Here is an 18,907-nt window from a genome sequence, read left to right on the forward strand (position 1 = left end):
CTGAGCGATGCGAGAGCCGCCGTGGCGAGCGTGGTGGACCCGGAGATCCGGGTGATCACCATCGACGAGCTGGGCATCCTGCGCGCGGTCGAGAAGGATCCGGCCAGCGGGCGGGTCACCGTCACCATCACCCCGACGTACACCGGCTGCCCCGCGATGGACGTGATCCGGGCCGACATCCGCCGCGCGCTGGCGGTCGCCGGTCACCCGGACGCCGAGGTCCGCACGGTCTACAGCCCACCGTGGAGCACCGACTGGATCTCCGACAGCGGGCGGGACAAGCTCGCCGCCGCCGGGATCGCCCCGCCGGCCCCGGTGCCCGCCGCCGGCGGGGTGCCGCTGACCCTCGCGGTCCGCTGCCCGCACTGCGGCTCGCCGGAGACCGAACAGGTCAGCCGTTTCGGCTCCACCGCGTGCAAGGCGCTGTGGCGCTGCCGCTCCTGCTCCGAACCCTTCGACCACCTGAAGGCGCTGTGACAGTGACCATCACCCGGCCGGTCCGTCGCCGGCCGGTCTTCCACCCGCTGCCGGTCGCCGCCGTCGACCGGCTCACCGACGACGCCGTGGCGGTCACCTTCGCCGTACCCGACGAGTTGCGGGAGACGTTCGCGTTCCGCGCGGGTCAGCACCTGACGGTGCGACGGGTGGCCGAGGACGGCACGGACGTGCGCCGCTCGTACTCCATCTGCTCCACACCGGACGACCTGGCCCGGCACGGCCGGCTGCGGATCGGGGTGCGGGAGATTCCCGGCGGCGCGTTCTCGGCGTTCGCCTGTGGCGCGCTGCGCGGTGGCGACACGGTCGAGGTGCTGCCGCCGCTGGGCACCTTCACCACGGCCTTCGCGCCGGACCGGGCGCGGCACTACGGCGCGGTCGTCGCCGGCTCCGGCATCACCCCGGTGCTCGCGCTGGTCGCGACCGCCCTGGCCGTCGAGCCGGCCAGCACCTTCACCCTGGTGTACGGCAACCGCACGGCGAACACCGTGATGTTCGCCGAGGAGTTGGCGGACCTGAAGGACCGGTATCCCACCCGGCTGCACCTGGTGCACGTGCTGTCCCGGGAGCAGGGCGAGTCACCGCTGCTCTCCGGGCGGATCGACGCCGAGCGGCTGGGCCGGTTGCTGGGCACGATCGTGCCGGGCGACGCCATCGAGGAGTGGTTCCTCTGCGGCCCGTACGGCATGGTGGTCGACGTCCGGGCCGTGCTGACCGAGCGGGGGCTGCCCGAGTCGGCGGTGCACACCGAGCTGTTCCACGTCGACGCGCCACCGGAGCCGGTGCGCCGCCCCACGGACCAGACGGGCGCCGGGGCCGAGGTCACCATCGTGTTGGACGGCCGGTCGTCCAGCTTCACCATGGGCCGCGAGGAGCGGGTGCTGGACGCCGCGCTGAAGGTGCGCGGCGAGCTGCCGTATGCCTGCAAGGGCGGTGTCTGCTCGACCTGCAAGGCGAAGGTCGTCGATGGCGCGGTCACCATGGCCCGCAACTACGCACTGGAGCCAGACGAGCTCGCCGCCGGCTACGTCCTGACCTGCCAGTCGAGCCCGACCACGGACAGGCTCACGGTCGACTACGACGCATGACCGACGACCGGCAGTTCGTCGAGCGGTTTGCCGAGGTCACCCGGGGGCGACGTCCGACCGGCCTCGTGGAGCAGTGGGAGCAGTTCGTCGGGTTCTGCGAGGAGGGCTACCACGACGTCCTCGACGAGTACTGGTTCGACCTGAGCGTCCGGCGGACGATCGAAACCGCACTGACCGACGACCGGTTGCAGGGCTTCCCGCAGATGGGTTGGTTCCGGGAGCAGGTCGGGGCGGTGGACGAGCGGTTCCGGGCGGTGCTCTCCGAGGAGCGCTTCCCGGCGCGGGTCGAGCTGCCGTGGTGGGAGGCGTACCTGCCGGCCTGGGCCGGGCCGGTGCTCGCGGCGGAGCTGTGGGACAGCTACCACGTACGCGTCGAGGTGCGACCCAACTAGGACATGACCGGCGCGGCTTTCGTGATCTTGGAAATGCGTGCGAGGTCGGGCGGGGATCACATCAGCATCCCCGGCCCGGCGAGATGAGTTGAGGCCGACGTAGGCTCGGGGGGTGACGGTGAGCCGGGAGATCGACGACATCCTGCAGCGCGGCGCGGACGGCGGGCGGATCACGCCCGAGGAGGCCCTGCTGCTCTACACCGAGGCGCCCTTCCACCGGCTGGGCGAGGCGGCGGACGCGGTGCGCCGGCGGCGCTACCCGGACAACATCGTCACGTACCTGATCGATCGCAACATCAACTACACCAACGTCTGCGTGACGGCGTGCAAGTTCTGCGCGTTCTACCGCGCGCCGAAGCACGCTGAGGGTTGGACGCACCCGACCGAGGAGATACTGCGCCGCTGCGGCGAGGCGGTCGAGCTGGGCGCGACCCAGGTGATGCTCCAGGGCGGGCACCACCCGGACTACGGCGTCGAGTACTACGAGGAGCTCTTCGCCTCGGTCAAGCAGGCGTACCCGCAGCTGGTCATCCACTCCATCGGGCCGAGCGAGATCCTGCACATGGCCAAGGTTTCCGGGGTGAGCCTGGACGAGGCCGTCGCCCGGATCAAGGCCGCCGGCCTCGACTCGATCGCCGGCGCCGGCGCGGAGATGCTGCCCGAGCGGCCCCGCAAGGCCATCGCCCCACTCAAGGAGTCGGGTGAGCGCTGGCTGGAGGTCATGGAGCTGGCCCATCGGCAGGGCATCGAGTCGACCGCCACCATGATGATGGGCACCGGCGAGACGCACGCGGAGCGGATCGAGCACCTGCGCATGATCCGCGACGTGCAGGACCGCACCCGCGGCTTCCGGTCCTTCATCCCGTGGACGTACCAGCCGGAGAACAACCACCTCAAGGGCCGCACCCAGGCGACCACCCTGGAATACCTGCGGTTGGTCGCGGTGGCCCGGCTCTTCTTCGAGACCGTGCCGCACCTCCAGGCGTCCTGGCTGACCACCGGCAAGGACGTCGGGCAGCTCGCGCTGCACATGGGCGTGGACGATCTCGGCTCGATCATGCTGGAGGAGAACGTCATCTCCTCGGCCGGCGCGCGGCACCGTTCCAACCTGCACGAGCTGATCGGCATGATCCGCTCGGCGGACCGGATCCCCGCGCAGCGGGACACCCTCTACAACCGGCTCGCCGTGCACCACACGCCGGCCGACGACCCGACCGACGACCGGGTGGTCTCGCACTTCTCCTCGATCGCGCTGCCCGGCGGCGGTGCCGGCCGGTCCCTGCCGCTTGTCGAGGCCAACTGATCCTGGTCGAAGCCCGGCCGTTCGGCTGATCGTGGCTCATGCTCCCGCCCGGCCGCCTCGGCGGTCCGGGTGGTCCCGGTCACTGCGGCGCCCAACCTGCCGGTCAGGGGTGGTGGAGTTGATCGTGCGCGGCTAGCGTGCCGCCTCATATCCTTCGCCACCGTCCATGGGTCCACACCGATGACCGCCCGTCGCCGTCGATGGGCGCGGATCGGCGGAATCGGCACGACCGTGCTGGTGGCGGATGGTCTGATGGTGCTGGTCGCGCGGCAGTCCTCCATCGGCCCGTGCGGGCCGTTCACATAACGCACGGCGGTACGGGCGGGATGGGTGACCATTCCGCCCGTACCGTCTGCCCGCTCCGGGCCGGACGGATGAAAGCGGCCCCGCGTGCTGGCGCGGGAGATCGACGTTCGATAACGTCCGCTCGTTCCGCAACCATTCTTCTTCCCTACCCCCGGGGGACTGATGACAGCGTTCCACCGCTCGACCCTGGCCCGCGCCAGTGTCGTGGCGCTGCTCGCGGCCGGTGGCCTGGCCACCGTGGCCGCCCCGGCGCAGGCCGCCGACCAGGCCGACCTGGCCCTGGTGCCGATGAGCTACGAACTGGCCAAGGGCGTCAAGGAAGCCAAGGCCAAGCCGTTCAAGTTCCAGGTCGACAACACCCGGAGCACGGTCGACGCCAAGGACGTCCGGGTCACCGTGGAGACCAAGGGCCTCAAGGATCGCAAGGTCGGTGTGCTCGCCTGGGACGGCTGCGAGGTCGCTGGCACCACCTTCAGCTGCCTCCTCGGCGACCTGGCCGCCGGCACCACCGAGGACTTCGGCATCCCGCTGTTCTCGGCGGGTGGTCGCGGCCCGGCCGGCACGCTGGTGGTCACCATCAGCTCGGCCACCGCCGATCCCGTTACCGGGGACAACACGGTTGAGCACGAGATCATCGTCGCCAAGCCCGGCTATGACCTGACCACCTGGGTGCAGGACGTCTACGCCGACGTGGTGGTGGACGCCGACGAGACGGGCGAGTCCGGCCGCGAGCCGGTCAGGCTTGGCAAGACGGCGCCGCTGGACTGGGCGGTCTACAACGACGGCAGCCGCAAGGCCACCGGCGTGGCGTACGGCTTCACGCTGCCGGCGGGCGTCACCTTCGCCGAGCTGCCAGAGGGCTGCGTGGAGCAGACGCTGAACGGCCTGGCAAACGCGTACTGCGAGGACTCCGGTGTGGTGCTGAAGCCGGGTCAGTTCTACACCGTCGGCGTGCGGGTGAAGATCGGCGCGGACGTGACCGAGGCGGTGCTCCGGCCCGGGTTCCTCTTCGCCGCCGGCCTGGACGCCGCTCAGGGCAGCCCTGAGGCGCAGCCGCAGGTGGCGACCAGCGCGCAGCGCCGGGCGTTCACCGAGACCGACCACGGGGACAACACCGCGCAGTTCGACGTGTTCGTCGACCTGACCGCGCAGCCCACCCCGACCCCCACGCCCACGACCACGCCGACGCCGACGCCGACGCCGACGGAAACGGCGAGCCCGACGCCGAGCGGCACGACGACGCCGAGCGGCACGACGACGCCGGGCGCGACCACGCCCCCGGGCGCGGGTGGTGGCGGCGGTGGCGACGGTGGTGGCGGGCTGCCGGTGACCGGTGTGCAGGTCGGCCTGATCGGCGGCATCGGCGGCATGATCCTGGTCGCGGGCGGGACGCTGCTGGTGCTTTCCCGTCGGCGCAAGGTCATCCTGGTCGCTCCAACCGATGAGAAGTCGACCGACTGACACAGGCACGACGCGAGGGCGGGGTGGGTGACCATCCCGCCCTCTCGCGTGCCGGGGTCCGTGCCGCGTCACCCAGCGACCGTCGGCTTGCGGGCGGCTGGCAGAGTGGAGGGGTGAGCCGTACCCCGCAGGGCCAGCGCGCCAGCCTGGACAAGCAGCCGCACGAGGTCGCCGCGATGTTCGACGGCGTGGCCGAGCGATACGACCTGACCAACACGGTGCTCTCCTTTGGCCAGGACCGCTCCTGGCGTCGGTCCACCCGGGCGGCGCTCGGGCTACGGCCGGGCGAGCGGGTGCTGGACGTCGGCGCGGGCACCGGTGTCTCGACCCGGGAGCTGGCCCAGTCCGGGGCGTACGCGGTGGGTGCGGACCTGTCCCTGGGCATGCTGCACGCCGGCAAGCGGGCCCGGCCCGAGGTGCCGTTGCTGGCGGGAGACGCGCTGCGGCTGCCGTTCGCCGACGCCAGCTTCGACGCGGTGACCATCTCCTTCGCGCTGCGCAACGTCAACGACACCGACGCGGCCCTGCGTGAGCTGGCCCGGGTGACCCGACCCGGTGGGCGGCTGGTGGTCTGCGAGTTCAGCACCCCGGTCAACCCCGCCTTCCGGACGGTCTACCTGTCGTACCTGATGCGGTCGCTGCCGGCGGTGGCCCGCGCGGTGGCCAGCAACCCCGAGGCGTACGTCTACCTGGCCGAGTCGATCCGGGCCTGGCCGGACCAGGCCGCGCTGGCCGGGCGGGTCGCCGCGGCCGGCTGGGGACGGGTGGCGTGGCGCAACCTGACCGGTGGCGTGGTCGCCCTGCACCGGGGGATCCGCGAGTAGCGCCGGCCCTCGCCGCCGACATCGACAATATTCAGGTTTCGTGAATATCAGTCTTTAGTCCACTTTGCGCCGTATGCTCGTCGGCATGACCCGAGCAGAGTCGGCGGACCCGGTGGCCGCCACCGACGACGACGCGGCCGAACTCATCGCGCAGCTACGCGCGCTGGCGGGCGCCGATCCGGCGGACGTCCGTCAGGTCGTGGCCGAGGTGTTGGCCGCGCTGGACCGGGCGGCCGGCGGCGCGCTACGTGAGCACCTGCCGGAGACCATCCGGGTCGATGCGGGCCTGGACGCGCCCAGTAAGGCCTGACACCTGCCTGCTGTGGACGGTCGTCGACTGTCACATCTGCGAGTTAGGTACCCCTGATCCTGGGTAGGTATGACGCCGGTCATACACTCGTCCCGTCTGGCTTGTGAAGCATTTCACGAGCGTGCGGGAGGAGGCGCGGATGACCGCGGTGGAACACGATGCCGACGTCATCGTCGTGGGCGCCGGTCCCGGTGGATCGGCGACGGCTTACCACCTGGCGCGGCACGGCGTGCGGGTGCTGCTGCTGGAGAAGACCGAGTTCCCCCGGGAAAAGGTCTGCGGCGATGGGCTGACCCCGCGCGCGGTGCGCCAGCTCGTGCGGATGGGCGTGGACACCTCGCCCGAGGCCGGTTGGCTGCACAACCGGGGCCTGCGGGTGATCGGCGGCGGGGTGCGCCTGGAACTGGACTGGCCGGAGCTCGCCAGCTTCCCCAACTACGGGCTGGTGCGCACCAGACTCGACTTCGACGACCTGCTCGCCCAACGGGCGGTGGCCGCCGGCGCCAAGCTGCGGACCAACGTCAACGTGCTCGGCCCGGTGCTCGACGGCGACGGCCGGGTGACCGGCGTCGAGGCAGAGGTGGGCCCGGGCAAGGAGCCCGCCACCTTCCACGCTCCGCTGGTCGTGGCGGCAGACGGGGTCTCCGGCCGGTTCCCGCTCGCTCTCGGGCTGGCCAAGCGGGAGGACCGGCCGATCGGCGTGGCCGTCCGCCGCTACTACCACTCCCCGGTCAAGCACGACGACGACTACCTCGAGTCCTGGCTGGAGCTGCGCAGCAAGGACAGCGGCGACAAACTGCTGCCCGGGTACGGCTGGATCTTCGGGCTCGGTGACGGGCGGGTCAACGTCGGCCTCGGCGTGCTCAACTCGTCCTCCGCGTTCGGCAAGACCAACTACCGCCGGCTGCTCACCGACTGGCTGGCGAACACGCCCGTCGACTGGGGAATGACCGACGAGGCCAACGCCGACGGCCCGATCCTCGGCGCCGCGCTGCCGATGGGCTTCAACCGGGTGCCGCACTACACCCGTGGCGTGATGCTGGTCGGCGACTCCGGCGGCATGGTCAACCCGTTCAACGGGGAGGGCATCGCCTACGCCATGGAGTCCGGCGAACTGGCCGCGGAGGTCGCGGTGCAGGCCCTCGCGCGACCGGCCGGCCCGGAGCGGGAGCGGGCGCTGATGGCGTACCCGAACGAGCTGAAGGCCCGGCTCGGTGGCTACTACCGGCTGGGCGGCATCTTCGTGAAGCTGATCGGCCGTCCGGAAATCATGCGGATCGCCACCAAGCACGGCATGCCGCACCCGACGCTGATGCGCTTCGTACTCAAGCTGTTGGCCAACCTGACCGACCCGCGTGGCGGGGACGCGATGGACCGGGTCATCAATGCGATGACGAAGGCAGCGCCAGCGGTATAGATGGACCGTGTCTGGGCTGGTCACAGCCCTGGTCCGGACAGAGATCGACCCCCGCCGGCAGCCACCGCGAGGGACGTGAATAGTGTGATTTTCGTCAAGCACCGAGGGCAGGAAAGGACGAGCAGGAGAAAACGATGACGCTCTCGCCTTACGCACCGATCATCGGGCTGTTTGCCCTCGCCGCGGCGTTCTCGCTGTTCTCGGTTGGCGCCGCCCGCTTCGCTGGTCCCCGTCGTTACAACAAGGCCAAACTCGAGGCTTACGAGTGCGGCATCGAGCCCAGCCCCCAGCCGGTCGGCGGCGGGCGGTTCCCGATCAAGTTCTACCTGACGGCGATGCTCTTCATCGTCTTCGACATCGAGATCATCTTCCTCTACCCATGGGCGGTCTCGTTCGACGCTCTGCCGATCTTCGGCTTCGTGGAGATGGTCCTGTTCATCGTCGCGGTCTTCGTCGCGTACGCCTATGTGTGGCGGCGCGGCGGCCTGGACTGGGACTGAGGAAGGAACGTCAGATGGGCATCGAGGAGAAGCTTCCCGCCGGCGTCCTGCTCACCTCGGTGGAGAAGCTGGTCAACTGGTCCCGGAAGTCGTCCGTGTGGGGCGCCACCTTCGGCCTGGCCTGCTGCGCCATCGAGATGATGGCCGCCGGTGGCCCGCACTACGACATGGGCCGCTGGGGCATGGAGGTCTTCCGGGCCTCGCCCCGACAGGCCGACCTGATGATCGTGGCTGGCCGGGTGAGTCAGAAGATGGCGCCGGTGCTGCGCCAGATCTACGACCAGATGGCCGAGCCCCGCTGGGTGCTCTCCATGGGCGTCTGCGCCAGCAGCGGCGGCATGTTCAACAACTACGCGATCGTGCAGGGCGTCGACCACGTCGTACCGGTCGACATGTACCTGCCCGGCTGCCCGCCGCGGCCGGAGATGCTCATCGACGCGATCCTCAAGCTCCGCGAGAAGATCATGTATGAGCCGCTGGGCCCGAACGGTCGCAAGATGCTGGCGGCCCGCCAGGAGCGTGGCGACGTCCCGGTCGTGCCCTACGGCTCCATGCCGTCCTCGTACCGCAACGACAAGGCCCGGCGTGCCGAGTGGACCCGGGCGGTCCGCGAGGGGCGCGAGGAGCAGCTGCGGATCGAGAACTGGATGAACGCGCAGAACCACCTCCACGCTCACAGGGGCCCGAAGTGACCGCACCGAACGACAGGAACAACGACGGCGGGGTGCCGGTGCCGGTCACGCCGGCCGGCGCCAGCAGCACCGCCCCGGCCGAGTACCCGCCGGCCAGCCCGGCCGGCCGCGGGATGTTCGGCAACCACGGCACCGGCGACGTGTCCGGCTACGGCGGCCTGGTCCGCCAGCGCCAGCCGATCGAGGAGGCCGCCCGGCCGTACGGCGGGTACTTCGACGAGGTCCGCGACGCGCTGGAGGAGGCGTACCCGGCCTTCGGCGACGCGATCGAGAAGGTCGTGGTCGACCGGGGTGAGCTGACCCTGCACGTACGCCCGGAGCGGATCGCCGAGGTCTGCCAGGTGATGCGGGACGACCTGGCGCTGCGCTTCGAACTGTGCTCCTCGGTCTCCGGCGTGGACTACCTCGGCGCCGACGAGCGCCGCCTGCACGTGGTCTACCTGCTCACCTCGATGACCTACCGGCGTCGGGTCCGGCTGGAGGCCGCCGTCTCCGTGGAGAGCCCGCACCTGCCCAGCGTGACGGCGATCTACCCGACCGCCGACTGGCAGGAGCGGGAGGCGTACGACATGTTCGGCATCGTCTTCGACGGCCACCCCAACCTGACCCGGATCCTCATGCCGGACGACTGGGAGGGCCACCCGCAGCGCAAGGACTACCCGCTCGGTGGCGTGGCGGTCGAGTACAAGGGCGCTGAGATCCCGCCGCCGGACCGGAGGAGGTCATACCAGTGACCACGTCGAACTATGCGACCGAACGCGAGACCACCGAGGGCAGGGTCTTCACCGTCACCGGTGGGGACTGGGACACGGTCGTCTCGAGCACCGACCCGATCAACGACGAGCGGATCGTCGTCAACATGGGTCCGCAGCACCCGTCCACGCACGGCGTGCTGCGGCTGATCCTGGAGCTGGAGGGCGAGACGGTCCGCGAGGCCCGCTCGGTCGTCGGCTACCTGCACACCGGCATCGAGAAGAACCTCGAATACCGCAACTGGGTCCAGGGCTCGACGTTCGTGACCCGGATGGACTACCTCGCGCCGCTGTTCAACGAGACGGCGTACGCGCTGGCGGTCGAGAAGCTGCTCGGCATCACCGACGACATCACCGAGCGCGCCACCACCATCCGGGTGCTGATGATGGAGCTGAACCGGATCTCGTCGCACCTGGTCTGGCTGGCGACCACCGGCATGGAGCTGGGCGCGATCTCGATCATGCTCTACGGCTTCCGTGAGCGGGAGTACATCCTCGACATCTTCGAGACCATCACCGGCCTGCGGATGAACCACGCGTACGTCCGGCCGGGCGGCGTGGCGCAGGACGTTCCGGACGAGGCGATCGTCAAGATCCGCGAGTTCCTGAAGATGATGCCGAAGAAGCTCAAGGAGTACGAGGATCTCCTCTCCGGCCAGCCGATCTGGACGGAGCGGACGAAGAACGTCGCGGTGCTGGACGTGACCGGCTGCGTGGCGCTCGGCATCACCGGGCCGGTGCTGCGCTCCGCCGGGTTGGCCTGGGACCTGCGCAAGACCATGCCGTACTGCGGTTACGAGACGTACGAGTTCGACGTGCCGACCCATCCCGACGGTGACGTGTGGGGCCGCTACCTGGTCCGGCTCGCCGAGATCCGGGAGTCGTTGAAGCTGGTCGAGCAGGCGCTGGACCGGCTCCGGCCGGGCCCGGTGATGGTTGCCGACCGCAAGATCGCCTGGCCGGCGCAGCTGGCCATCGGCGTCGACGGCATGGGCAACTCGCTGGAGCACGTCGCGAAGATCATGGGTCAGTCGATGGAGTCGCTGATCCACCACTTCAAGCTGGTCACCGAGGGCTTCCGGGTCCCGCCGGGCCAGGTGTACGTCGGCATCGAGTCGCCCCGCGGCGAGCTGGGCGTGCACGCGGTCTCCGACGGTGGCACCCGGCCGTACCGGGTGCACTACCGGGAACCGAGCTTCGTCAACCTCCAGGCACTCCCGGCGATGGCCGAGGGCGGCCTGATCGCCGACGTGATCGCCGGCGGCGCCTCGCTGGACCCCGTGATGGGTGGTTGTGACCGATGACGACGACGTTCACTGACGAGACCCGCGAGCGGGCGCGCGAGATCATCGCCCGCTACCCGGCGGACCGGTCCCGCTCGGCGTTGCTGCCGCTGCTGCACCTGGTCCAGTCGGAGGAGGGGTACGTCTCCCCGGCCGGTGTCGCGTTCTGCGCCGAGGTGCTCGGGCTGAACAAGGCCCAGGTCGGCGCGGTGGCCACCTTCTACACGATGTACAAGCGCAAGCCGACCGGCGACTTCCTGGTCAGCGTCTGCACCAACACCATGTGCAACGTGCTCGGCGGCCAGGAGGTCTACGACACCCTCGCCGAGCACCTCGGTGTCGGGCACGACGAGACCACCGCCGACGGGAAGATCACCCTGGAGCACGCCGAGTGCCTGGCGGCCTGCGACTACGGCCCGGTGATGACCGTCAACTACGACTTCTTCGACGGCGTGGACTCGTCCACCGCGGTCGGTGTCGTCGACGAGCTGCGTGCCGGCGGCCGGCCGATGCCGACCCGGGGCGCCCGGCTGTGCACGCTCAAGGAGATGGCGGTGCAGCTCGCCGGCTTCGCCGACGAGCGCGACGGTGCGGTCGCCGACGGTGGGCCGGGCGAGCCCACGCTGCGCGGGCTGCGGCTGGCGCAGCAGCACGGCGTCTCGGTGCCGGGCTTCGACCCGAACACCCCGATCCGCAGCAAGGCGGAGGCGGACAAGGCGGCCGCGCAGGCGAAGGCCGCCGAGGCGGCCGCGAAGCCGGTTGAGGTGCCCGCCCCGCAGGTCAGTCCGGTGAAGGGTGGCGACGGCGCGTCCGCTCCGACGGGTACGCCCGGCAACGCCGGGTCCGGCGAGCCAGCTCCCGCCGCTGCGGCGACCGGCAGCACCGCGCCGGACGTGAAGGCGCCGGACGGCAAGTCGCCGCAGGTGCGTACCGCCGAGACCCGCCAGCCGGACGCGGCGACCGCCGTGCCCGACGCACCTGGCATCAAGGTCCCGGCGGAGACGTCGCCGGCCCCGCGCGACGCGCAGGAGGCGGAGGCGGCCGGCGTGGCGGCCAACGCGCCGGCCGGTGACGGCAAGCCCGCCGGTGACTCCACCGGCGCGCAGGAGCGCAACCTCAACGAAGCGTCGGCGAGCGCCGATGGCGCGACCTCCACCGTCGCGAGTGAAACGGGGGCCCAGAAGTGACCACTCCCCGCCCGGAGACGCTGGCCAAGCTGACGCCGGTGCTGACCAAGCGCTGGCTGTCGCCGGACGCCTGGCGGATCGGCACGTACGAGCAGCTGGACGGCTACGCCGCGCTGCGCAAGGCGCTCAGGGCCCACCCGGACGACCTGATCCAGCTCATCAAGGACTCCGGGCTGCGTGGCCGGGGCGGCGCCGGCTTCCCCACCGGTCTCAAGTGGGGCTTCATCCCGCAGGGCGACGGCAAGCCGCACTACCTGGTGGTCAACGCCGACGAGGGCGAGCCGGGCACCTGCAAGGACCTGCCGCTGATGACCCACGACCCGCACTCCCTGGTGGAGGGCGTGATCATCGCGTCGTACGCGATCCGGGCCAACCGCGCCTACATCTACATCCGGGGCGAGGCGGTGCACGCCGCGCGCCGGCTGCGCAACGCGGTCCAGGAGGCGTACGACAAGGGCTACCTCGGCCGGAACATCCTGCGCAGCGGCTACGACCTGGAGCTGGTGGTGCACTCGGGCGCCGGGGCGTACATCTGCGGCGAGGAGACGGCGCTGCTGGACTCGCTGGAGGGGTTCCGGGGCCAGCCCCGGCTGCGTCCGCCGTTCCCGGCCACCCACGGCCTTTACGCCAGCCCGACGGTGGTGAACAACGTCGGCACCATCGCCAGCGTGCCGCCTATCGTGCTCGGCGGGGCCGACTGGTGGAAGACCATGGGCACCGAGAAGTCCTCCGGGCCGATGATCTACTCGCTCTCGGGCCGGATCGTCAACCCCGGCCAGTACGAGTGCTCGATGGGCGTCACGCTGCGCGAGCTGCTGGAGCTGGCGGGCGGGATGCAGCCCGGGCACAACCTGAAGTTCTGGACCCCGGGCGGTTCGTCCACCCCGCTGCTCGCCGCCGAGCACCTGGACGTGCCGCTGGACTTCGAGGGGGTGGCGGCGGCCGGGTCGATCCTCGGCACCACGGCCACCCAGATCTTCTCCGACCAGGACTGCCCGGTCTACGCGACGTACCGGTGGCTGGAGTTCTACCACCACGAGTCGTGCGGCAAGTGCACCCCGTGCCGTGAGGGCAACTACTGGATGGTCCGGGTCTACCGGCGGATCCTCGCCGGCCAGGGCACCCATGAGGACCTGGACACCCTGCTGGACACCTGCGACAACATCCTCGGCCGCTCGTTCTGCGGTCTGGGCGACGGTGCGACCAGCTCGGTGACCTCGTCGCTGAAGTACTTCAAGCAGGACTACCTCGACTACATCGAGGGACGTACCGCACCCAAGCTGTCGGAGAAGACCCTGGTAGGGGCGCACTGATGACCGACGTAGCCAAGCAGACCGACACCGTCACGCTCACTATCGACGGCGTCGAGGTCACCGCCCCCAAGGGGACGCTGCTGATCCGGGTCGCCGAGCAGATGGGCACCGAGATCCCCCGGTTCTGCGACCACCCGCTGCTGGCCCCGGCCGGCGCGTGCCGGCAGTGCCTGGTCGAGGTGGAGGGGCAGCGTAAGCCGGTCGCCTCCTGCACCCAGACCGTCGCCGACGGCATGGTGGTCCGTACCCAGCTCACCTCCCCGGTGGCCAAGAAGGCGCAGGAGGGGGTGATGGAGCTGCTGCTGCTCAACCACCCGCTGGACTGCCCGATGTGTGACAAGGGCGGCGAGTGCCCCCTGCAGAACCAGGCGATGTCCACCGGCCGCACCGACTCGCGCTTCCACGAGCACAAGCGGGAGTACGAGAAGCCGATGGCGATCAGCAGCCAGGTGCTGCTGGACCGCGAGCGCTGCGTGCTCTGCCAGCGCTGCACCCGGTTCTCCGAGGAGATCGCCGGCGACAAGTTCATCGACCTGATGGGCCGCTCGTCCGCCGAGGAGATCAACATCTACCGGGACGACGCGTACGGCGAGGAGGGCGACGCGGGTGACGTGCCGTTCAACTCCTACTTCTCCGGCAACACCGTGCAGATCTGCCCGGTGGGCGCGCTGACCGGTGCCCAGTACCGCTTCCGGGCCCGGCCGTTCGACCTGGTCTCCAGCCCGAGCGTCTGCGAGCACTGCTCGGCGGGCTGCGGGCAGCGCACCGACTGGCGGCGCGGCAAGGTGCTGCGCCGGCTGGCCGGCGACGAGCCGGCGGTGAACGAGGAGTGGAACTGCGACAAGGGCCGGTGGGGCTTCCAGTACACCCGCGCCACCGACCGGCTGACCAACCCGCTGGTCCGCGACGAGCGCACCGGCGAGCTGCGTGAGGCCTCCTGGAGTGAGGCGCTCACCGTGGCCGCCGAGGGGCTGCGCGCGGCCCGCGACGGCGGGCAGGGCACGGCGGTGCTCACCGGCGGTCGGCTGACCGTCGAGGACGCCTACGCGTACGCGAAGTTCGCCCGGGTCGCGCTGAACACCAACGACATCGACTTCCGGGCCCGGCCGGTCTCCCGCGAGGAGGCCGACTTCCTGGCCAGCTCGGTCGCCGGGGTCACCGACGTCACCTACACCGACGTGGAGAACGCCCCGGCGGTGGTGCTGGTCGGCCTGGAGCCGGAGGAGGAGTGCCCGATCCTCTTCCTGCGACTGCGCAAGGCGTACCTGAAGAAGACCCTGACGGTGTACGCGCTGGCGCCGTTCGCCACCCGCGGCCTGGAGAAGCTCGGTGCCAAGCTGGCCCGGGTGGTGCCGGGCGAGGAGGCCAGCGTGCTCGCCGAGCACGCCACGGTCACCGAGGCGTTGAGCGCGCCGGGCGCGATCCTGATCGTCGGCGAGCGGCTGGCCAGCGTGCCGGGCGGGCTCTCCGCCGCGGCGGACGTGGCCCGGCGTACCGGCGCGAAGCTGGCCTGGGTGCCGCGGCGCGCGGGTGACCGCGGCGCGGTCGACGCGGGCTGCCTGCCCAACCTGCTCCCCGGTGGCCGGCTGGTCACCGAGCCGGCCGCCCGGGCCGAGCTGGGCGAGGCGTGGGACATCCCGGCCGGGGTGATCCCGAGCCAGGCCGGTCGGGACACCGATCAGATCCTGGCGGCCGCGGCCAAGGGGCAGCTCGGCGCGCTGGTGGTCGGCGGGGTCGACCCGGCCGACCTGGCCGACCCGCGGCTCGCCGAGACCGCCCTGGACGCGGTGCCGTTCCTGGTCAGCCTGGAACTGCGCGGCAGCGCGGTGACCCGGCGGGCCGACGTGGTGCTCCCGATCGCCCCGGTGGTCGAGAAGGCCGGCAGCTTCCTGGACTGGGAGGGTCGGCTGCGTCCGTTCGAGGCGGTGCTGCAGACCGCGGCGATGACCGACGGCCGCGTGCTCGACGCGCTGGCCGCGCTGCTCGACGTGCGGCTCGGCACCGCGGACGTGCCGAGCGTGCGCCGCGAGCTGGCGACTCTGCCGGCGACCCGCACCCAGCGGCCGTCCCCGCCGTCGGTGGCGCCCGGCACGGTGCCGCGCCCGGCCGCCGGGCAGGCCGTGCTGGCCACCTGGCACCAGCTTGTCGACCTGGGCACTCTGACCGACGGTGACGAGCACCTCGCCGGCACCGCCCGTCCGCCGGTGGTCCGGCTGGGCAAGGGCACCGCCGAGGCGCTCGGTGTGGCCGACGGCGACGCGGTCACGGTCGGTACCGACCGTGGCGCGCTGACCCTGCCGGCCGAGCTCACCGAGATGCCGGACGGCGTGGTCTGGTTGCCGACCAACTCACCCGGTTCGACCGTGCGACGCAGCCTCGGGGCGACGTCCGGCGCGGTCGTCCGGATCTCCGTCCCCGCACCGAACGCGGCCGTCCCGGCCGGGCGGGTCGCGGCCGACGAGACCGGTCTCCCGGGTCCGCTCCTCAACGCTGGGGGTAACCAGTGAGCCCGTCAATCCTGGCCCAGGACCCGACGCTGGCCGACTTCGGTCGGGACCCGTGGTGGCTGGTCCTCGGCAAGATCGTCTTCGCGTTCGCCTTCGGCCTGCTGGCCACCCTGCTCGGCGTCTGGTTCGAGCGGCGCGTGGTGGGCTACATGCAGGTGCGGCCCGGCCCCAACCAGGTCGGCCCGTTCGGTCTGCTGCAGACCCTCGCCGACGGCCTGAAGATGGCCTTCAAGGAGGACATCCTGCCGAAGGCGGCCGACAAGGTCGTCTACTTCTTCGCCCCGACCATCTCGGTGATCTGCGCGGTCACCGCGCTGTCGGTGGTGCCCTTCGGTCCGATGGTGAGCATCGCCGGCCACCACACGCCGTTGCAGGTCACCGACGTGCCGGTGGCGGTGCTGCTGCTGCTGGCCTGCTCCTCGATGGGCGTCTACGGCATCGTGCTGGGCGGCTGGGCCTCCGGCTCGACGTACCCGCTCCTCGGCGGCCTGCGGTCGAGCGCCCAGATGATCTCCTACGAGGTCGCCATGGGGCTCTCCATCGTGGCGGTGTTCATGACCGCCGGCACGATGAGCACCAGCGGGATCGTCGCCGCTCAGGGCGACGGCACCCAGCTGACCATCCTCGGCCAGCAGATCCCCGCACCGGGCTGGTACGCGATCCTGCTGCTGCCCAGCTTCATCATCTTCTTCATCGCCACCGTCGGTGAGACCAACCGGGCGCCGTTCGACCTGCCCGAGGCCGAGTCCGAGCTGGTTGCCGGCTTCATGACCGAGTACAGCTCGCTGAAGTTCGCGCTCTTCATGCTCAGCGAGTACGTCGCGATGGTGACCATGTCGGCGGTCACCACCACGCTGTTCCTCGGCGGTTGGCGTGCGCCGTGGCCGATCACCATCTGGGAGGGCGCCAACTCCGGTTGGTGGCCGATGCTCTGGTTCTTCGGCAAGGTGATCGCGCTGGTCTTCGTCTTCGTGTGGCTGCGTGGCACGCTGCCTCGGCTGCGCTACGACCAGTTCATGCGCTTCGGCTGGAAGGTGCTGCTGCCGATCAACCTGGTCTGGATCCTGGTCCTGTCGGGCCTGCGCTCCATCGAGGACTGGGACACCCGCGGCAAGATGATCGCGGTCGGCATTCCGGCCGGCATCCTGCTGATCGCCACGCTGTTCTGGCCCAGCCGCCGGCCGCAGCCGAAGCCGACGACGCAGGAACAGGTGGACAGCCGCCCGTACGGGAGCTTCCCGCTGCCACCGATGGATCTTCAGGTACCACCGAGCCCGCGTATCACGCGCGTGGTCGCCGAGCGGGAGCCGGCCAACATCGCCACCGGCTCGGACTCCAGGGAGGTGTGACGTGGGCACGGTCACCGGAACGTTCAAGGGCTTCGGGGTCACCTTCTCGCACATGTTCAGGAAGGTCGTCACCACCGACTACCCGTTCAAGCCGCCGGTGTCGGCGCCGCGCTACCACGGGCGGCACATCCTCAACCGGCACCCGGACGGGCTGGAGAAGTGCATCGGCTGTGAGCTGTGCGCCTGGGCCTGCCCGGCGGACGCGATCTTCGTCGAGGGCGGCGACAACACCGACGACCAGCGCTTCTCGCCGGGCGAGCGGTACGCCAGCGTCTACCAGATCAACTACGCCCGGTGCATCTTCTGCGGGTTGTGCATCGAGGCATGCCCGACCCGGTCGCTCACCATGAGCAACGAGTACGAGCTGGCCCGGGACAACCGGCAGGATCTGATCTTCACCAAGGAGCAGCTGCTCGCACCGCTGCTCGAAGGCATGGAGCAGCCGCCGCACCCGATGCGTCTGGGCGACAGCGAGAAGGACTACTACGTGGGCGCGTTGGACAACCCGGGCACCTCCGCCGGTGCGGAGAAGTCCCCGATGGGCCCCGGCCGCTACCAGGTCGAGGAGCACCCCGGCGTGACGTTCCCGGGCGCCGAGCAGGCGGCCCAGCGAGCCGGCGCGGGTAAGGGAGACGGAGCATGACCACGGAGATTGTGCTCGCCGCGGCGGGTTCGGTGCCCGGCGGCGAGGCGGTCACCTTCTGGATCCTCGCCCCGCTGGCGCTGATCGGCGCGATCGGCATGGTGGCCGCGCGCAACGCCGTGCATTCGGCGCTCTGGCTGGTGCTGACCATGCTCTGCCTGGGCGTGTTCTACGTGCTCCAGGCCGGTCCGTTCATCGGCATGGTGCAGATCATCGTCTACACCGGCGCGATCATGATGCTCTTCCTGTTCGTGCTGATGCTGGTCGGCCGGGACGCCTCGGACTCACTGATCGAGACGCTGCGCGGCCAGCGGGTCGCCGCGATCGTGCTCGGGCTGGGCTTCGCCGGCCTGATCGGCAGCGGCCTCTACCAGGCGCTGGAAAAGACCACCGCGGTCGGCCTGGAACAGGCCAACGCGGAGGGGAACGTGCAGGGCATCGCCCGGCTGCTGTTCACCAAGTACGTCTTCGCGTTCGAGCTGACCTCGGCGCTGCTGATCACCGCGGCGGTCGGCGCCATGGTGCTGGCGCACGTCGAGCGGCGTAAGCAGGACAAGATGGACCAGCCGAGGACCATGCGGGCTCGCTTCGCGCCGGGCAACTATCCCGGCCCCAAGCCGGGCCCCGGCGTCTTCGCGACCTCTTCCTCGGTGGCCACCCCGGCCCGGCTGCCCGACGGCCGCCTGACCGACCGCAGCACCCCGGCGATCCTTCCGCAGCGCGAGCTGACCGCCGAGGAGACTTCGCTGAAGGGGACGGACAAGTAATGAACGGGTTCTTCTCGGTCGAGCCGAACTACTACCTGGTTCTCGCCGTGGTGCTGTTCACCATCGGCGCCGCCGGGGTGCTCGTTCGGCGCAACGCGATCGTGCTGTTCATGTGCGTGGAACTGATGCTCAACGCGGCCAACCTGACGCTGGTCACCTTCAGCCGGATCAACGGTGACCTCAACGGTCAGATCATGGCGTTCTTCGTGATGGTGGTGGCGGCGGCTGAGGTCGTGGTCGGTCTCGCGATCATCATGTCGATCTTCCGGACTCGACGCTCCGCGAGCGTCGACGACGCCAACCTGCTCAAGTACTAAG

General features: G+C 70.6%; 19 protein-coding genes. All 19 read left to right on the plus strand.

Annotated elements, in window-relative coordinates:
• A complete protein-coding gene (paaD, locus tag BUS84_RS24900) occupies positions 1 to 477 on the plus strand; it encodes a 1,2-phenylacetyl-CoA epoxidase subunit PaaD (RefSeq protein ID WP_074319088.1) in 477 nt (158 codons plus the stop codon).
• The gene (gene paaE / locus BUS84_RS24905; RefSeq protein ID WP_074316024.1) at positions 474 to 1,583 is read left to right on the plus strand and encodes a 1,2-phenylacetyl-CoA epoxidase subunit PaaE; all 1,110 of its coding nucleotides are present in this window, start codon (positions 474 to 476) and stop codon (positions 1,581 to 1,583) included. The genes paaD and paaE overlap by 4 nt, the downstream gene beginning before the upstream one ends.
• Positions 1,580 to 1,975 carry a hypothetical protein gene (locus tag BUS84_RS24910; protein ID WP_074316026.1) on the plus strand — a complete coding sequence of 132 codons (396 nt, stop codon included), beginning with the start codon at positions 1,580 to 1,582 and terminating at the stop codon, positions 1,973 to 1,975. Before paaE ends, BUS84_RS24910 begins: the two co-directional genes overlap by 4 nt.
• A gap of 112 nt (positions 1,976 to 2,087) precedes the next feature.
• Positions 2,088 to 3,278 (plus strand): cyclic dehypoxanthinyl futalosine synthase, encoded by a 1,191-nt coding sequence (mqnC, locus tag BUS84_RS24915; RefSeq protein WP_074316028.1) that lies wholly within the window; start codon positions 2,088 to 2,090, stop codon positions 3,276 to 3,278.
• A gap of 468 nt (positions 3,279 to 3,746) precedes the next feature.
• On the plus strand, positions 3,747 to 5,045 hold the full coding sequence (locus BUS84_RS24920; protein WP_074316030.1) for a cell wall anchor protein: 1,299 nt from the start codon (positions 3,747 to 3,749) through the stop codon (positions 5,043 to 5,045).
• 113 nt (positions 5,046 to 5,158) lie between these two features.
• Positions 5,159 to 5,869, plus strand: coding sequence for a demethylmenaquinone methyltransferase (locus tag BUS84_RS24925; RefSeq protein ID WP_074316033.1), 711 nt, complete (start codon positions 5,159 to 5,161; stop codon positions 5,867 to 5,869).
• Between the two features lie 85 nt (positions 5,870 to 5,954).
• Positions 5,955 to 6,179, plus strand: coding sequence for a hypothetical protein (locus BUS84_RS24930; protein WP_074319089.1), 225 nt, complete (start codon positions 5,955 to 5,957; stop codon positions 6,177 to 6,179).
• A 139-nt stretch (positions 6,180 to 6,318) separates the two neighbouring features.
• Complete coding sequence (locus BUS84_RS24935) at positions 6,319 to 7,596, plus strand: geranylgeranyl reductase family protein (RefSeq protein WP_074319090.1); 1,278 nt, start codon at positions 6,319 to 6,321, stop codon at positions 7,594 to 7,596.
• Positions 7,597 to 7,730: 134 nt separating this feature from the next.
• On the plus strand, positions 7,731 to 8,096 hold the full coding sequence (locus tag BUS84_RS24940; protein WP_074316036.1) for an NADH-quinone oxidoreductase subunit A: 366 nt from the start codon (positions 7,731 to 7,733) through the stop codon (positions 8,094 to 8,096).
• 14 nt (positions 8,097 to 8,110) lie between these two features.
• Positions 8,111 to 8,788, plus strand: a complete 678-nt coding sequence (locus BUS84_RS24945) for a NuoB/complex I 20 kDa subunit family protein (protein WP_074316038.1) — start codon at positions 8,111 to 8,113, stop codon at positions 8,786 to 8,788.
• A complete protein-coding gene (locus BUS84_RS24950; RefSeq protein ID WP_074316041.1) occupies positions 8,785 to 9,522 on the plus strand; it encodes an NADH-quinone oxidoreductase subunit C in 738 nt (245 codons plus the stop codon). The genes BUS84_RS24945 and BUS84_RS24950 overlap by 4 nt, the downstream gene beginning before the upstream one ends.
• The gene (locus BUS84_RS24955) at positions 9,519 to 10,844 is read left to right on the plus strand and encodes an NADH-quinone oxidoreductase subunit D (RefSeq protein ID WP_074316043.1); all 1,326 of its coding nucleotides are present in this window, start codon (positions 9,519 to 9,521) and stop codon (positions 10,842 to 10,844) included. Before BUS84_RS24950 ends, BUS84_RS24955 begins: the two co-directional genes overlap by 4 nt.
• On the plus strand, positions 10,841 to 12,010 hold the full coding sequence (gene nuoE / locus BUS84_RS24960) for an NADH-quinone oxidoreductase subunit NuoE (protein ID WP_074316045.1): 1,170 nt from the start codon (positions 10,841 to 10,843) through the stop codon (positions 12,008 to 12,010). Before BUS84_RS24955 ends, nuoE begins: the two co-directional genes overlap by 4 nt.
• Positions 12,007 to 13,323, plus strand: a complete 1,317-nt coding sequence (gene nuoF / locus BUS84_RS24965) for an NADH-quinone oxidoreductase subunit NuoF (RefSeq protein WP_074316047.1) — start codon at positions 12,007 to 12,009, stop codon at positions 13,321 to 13,323. Before nuoE ends, nuoF begins: the two co-directional genes overlap by 4 nt.
• Positions 13,323 to 15,830 carry an NADH-quinone oxidoreductase subunit G gene (locus BUS84_RS24970; protein ID WP_074316049.1) on the plus strand — a complete coding sequence of 836 codons (2,508 nt, stop codon included), beginning with the start codon at positions 13,323 to 13,325 and terminating at the stop codon, positions 15,828 to 15,830. The genes nuoF and BUS84_RS24970 overlap by 1 nt, the downstream gene beginning before the upstream one ends.
• Positions 15,827 to 17,179 (plus strand): NADH-quinone oxidoreductase subunit NuoH, encoded by a 1,353-nt coding sequence (gene nuoH, locus BUS84_RS24975; RefSeq protein ID WP_074316050.1) that lies wholly within the window; start codon positions 15,827 to 15,829, stop codon positions 17,177 to 17,179. The genes BUS84_RS24970 and nuoH overlap by 4 nt, the downstream gene beginning before the upstream one ends.
• Position 17,180: 1 nt before the next feature.
• Positions 17,181 to 17,822, plus strand: a complete 642-nt coding sequence (gene nuoI, locus BUS84_RS24980; protein ID WP_074316052.1) for an NADH-quinone oxidoreductase subunit NuoI — start codon at positions 17,181 to 17,183, stop codon at positions 17,820 to 17,822.
• Positions 17,819 to 18,589: an NADH-quinone oxidoreductase subunit J gene (locus tag BUS84_RS24985; RefSeq protein WP_074316054.1), complete on the plus strand. Its 771-nt coding sequence runs from the start codon at positions 17,819 to 17,821 to the stop codon at positions 18,587 to 18,589. Before nuoI ends, BUS84_RS24985 begins: the two co-directional genes overlap by 4 nt.
• Positions 18,589 to 18,906 (plus strand): NADH-quinone oxidoreductase subunit NuoK, encoded by a 318-nt coding sequence (gene nuoK, locus BUS84_RS24990; RefSeq protein ID WP_074316056.1) that lies wholly within the window; start codon positions 18,589 to 18,591, stop codon positions 18,904 to 18,906. Before BUS84_RS24985 ends, nuoK begins: the two co-directional genes overlap by 1 nt.
• The last annotated feature ends 1 nt before the right edge of the window (position 18,907 follow it).

Origin of the sequence: Micromonospora cremea, from assembly GCF_900143515.1 — a bacterium.
Taxonomy (GTDB): domain Bacteria; phylum Actinomycetota; class Actinomycetes; order Mycobacteriales; family Micromonosporaceae; genus Micromonospora; species Micromonospora cremea.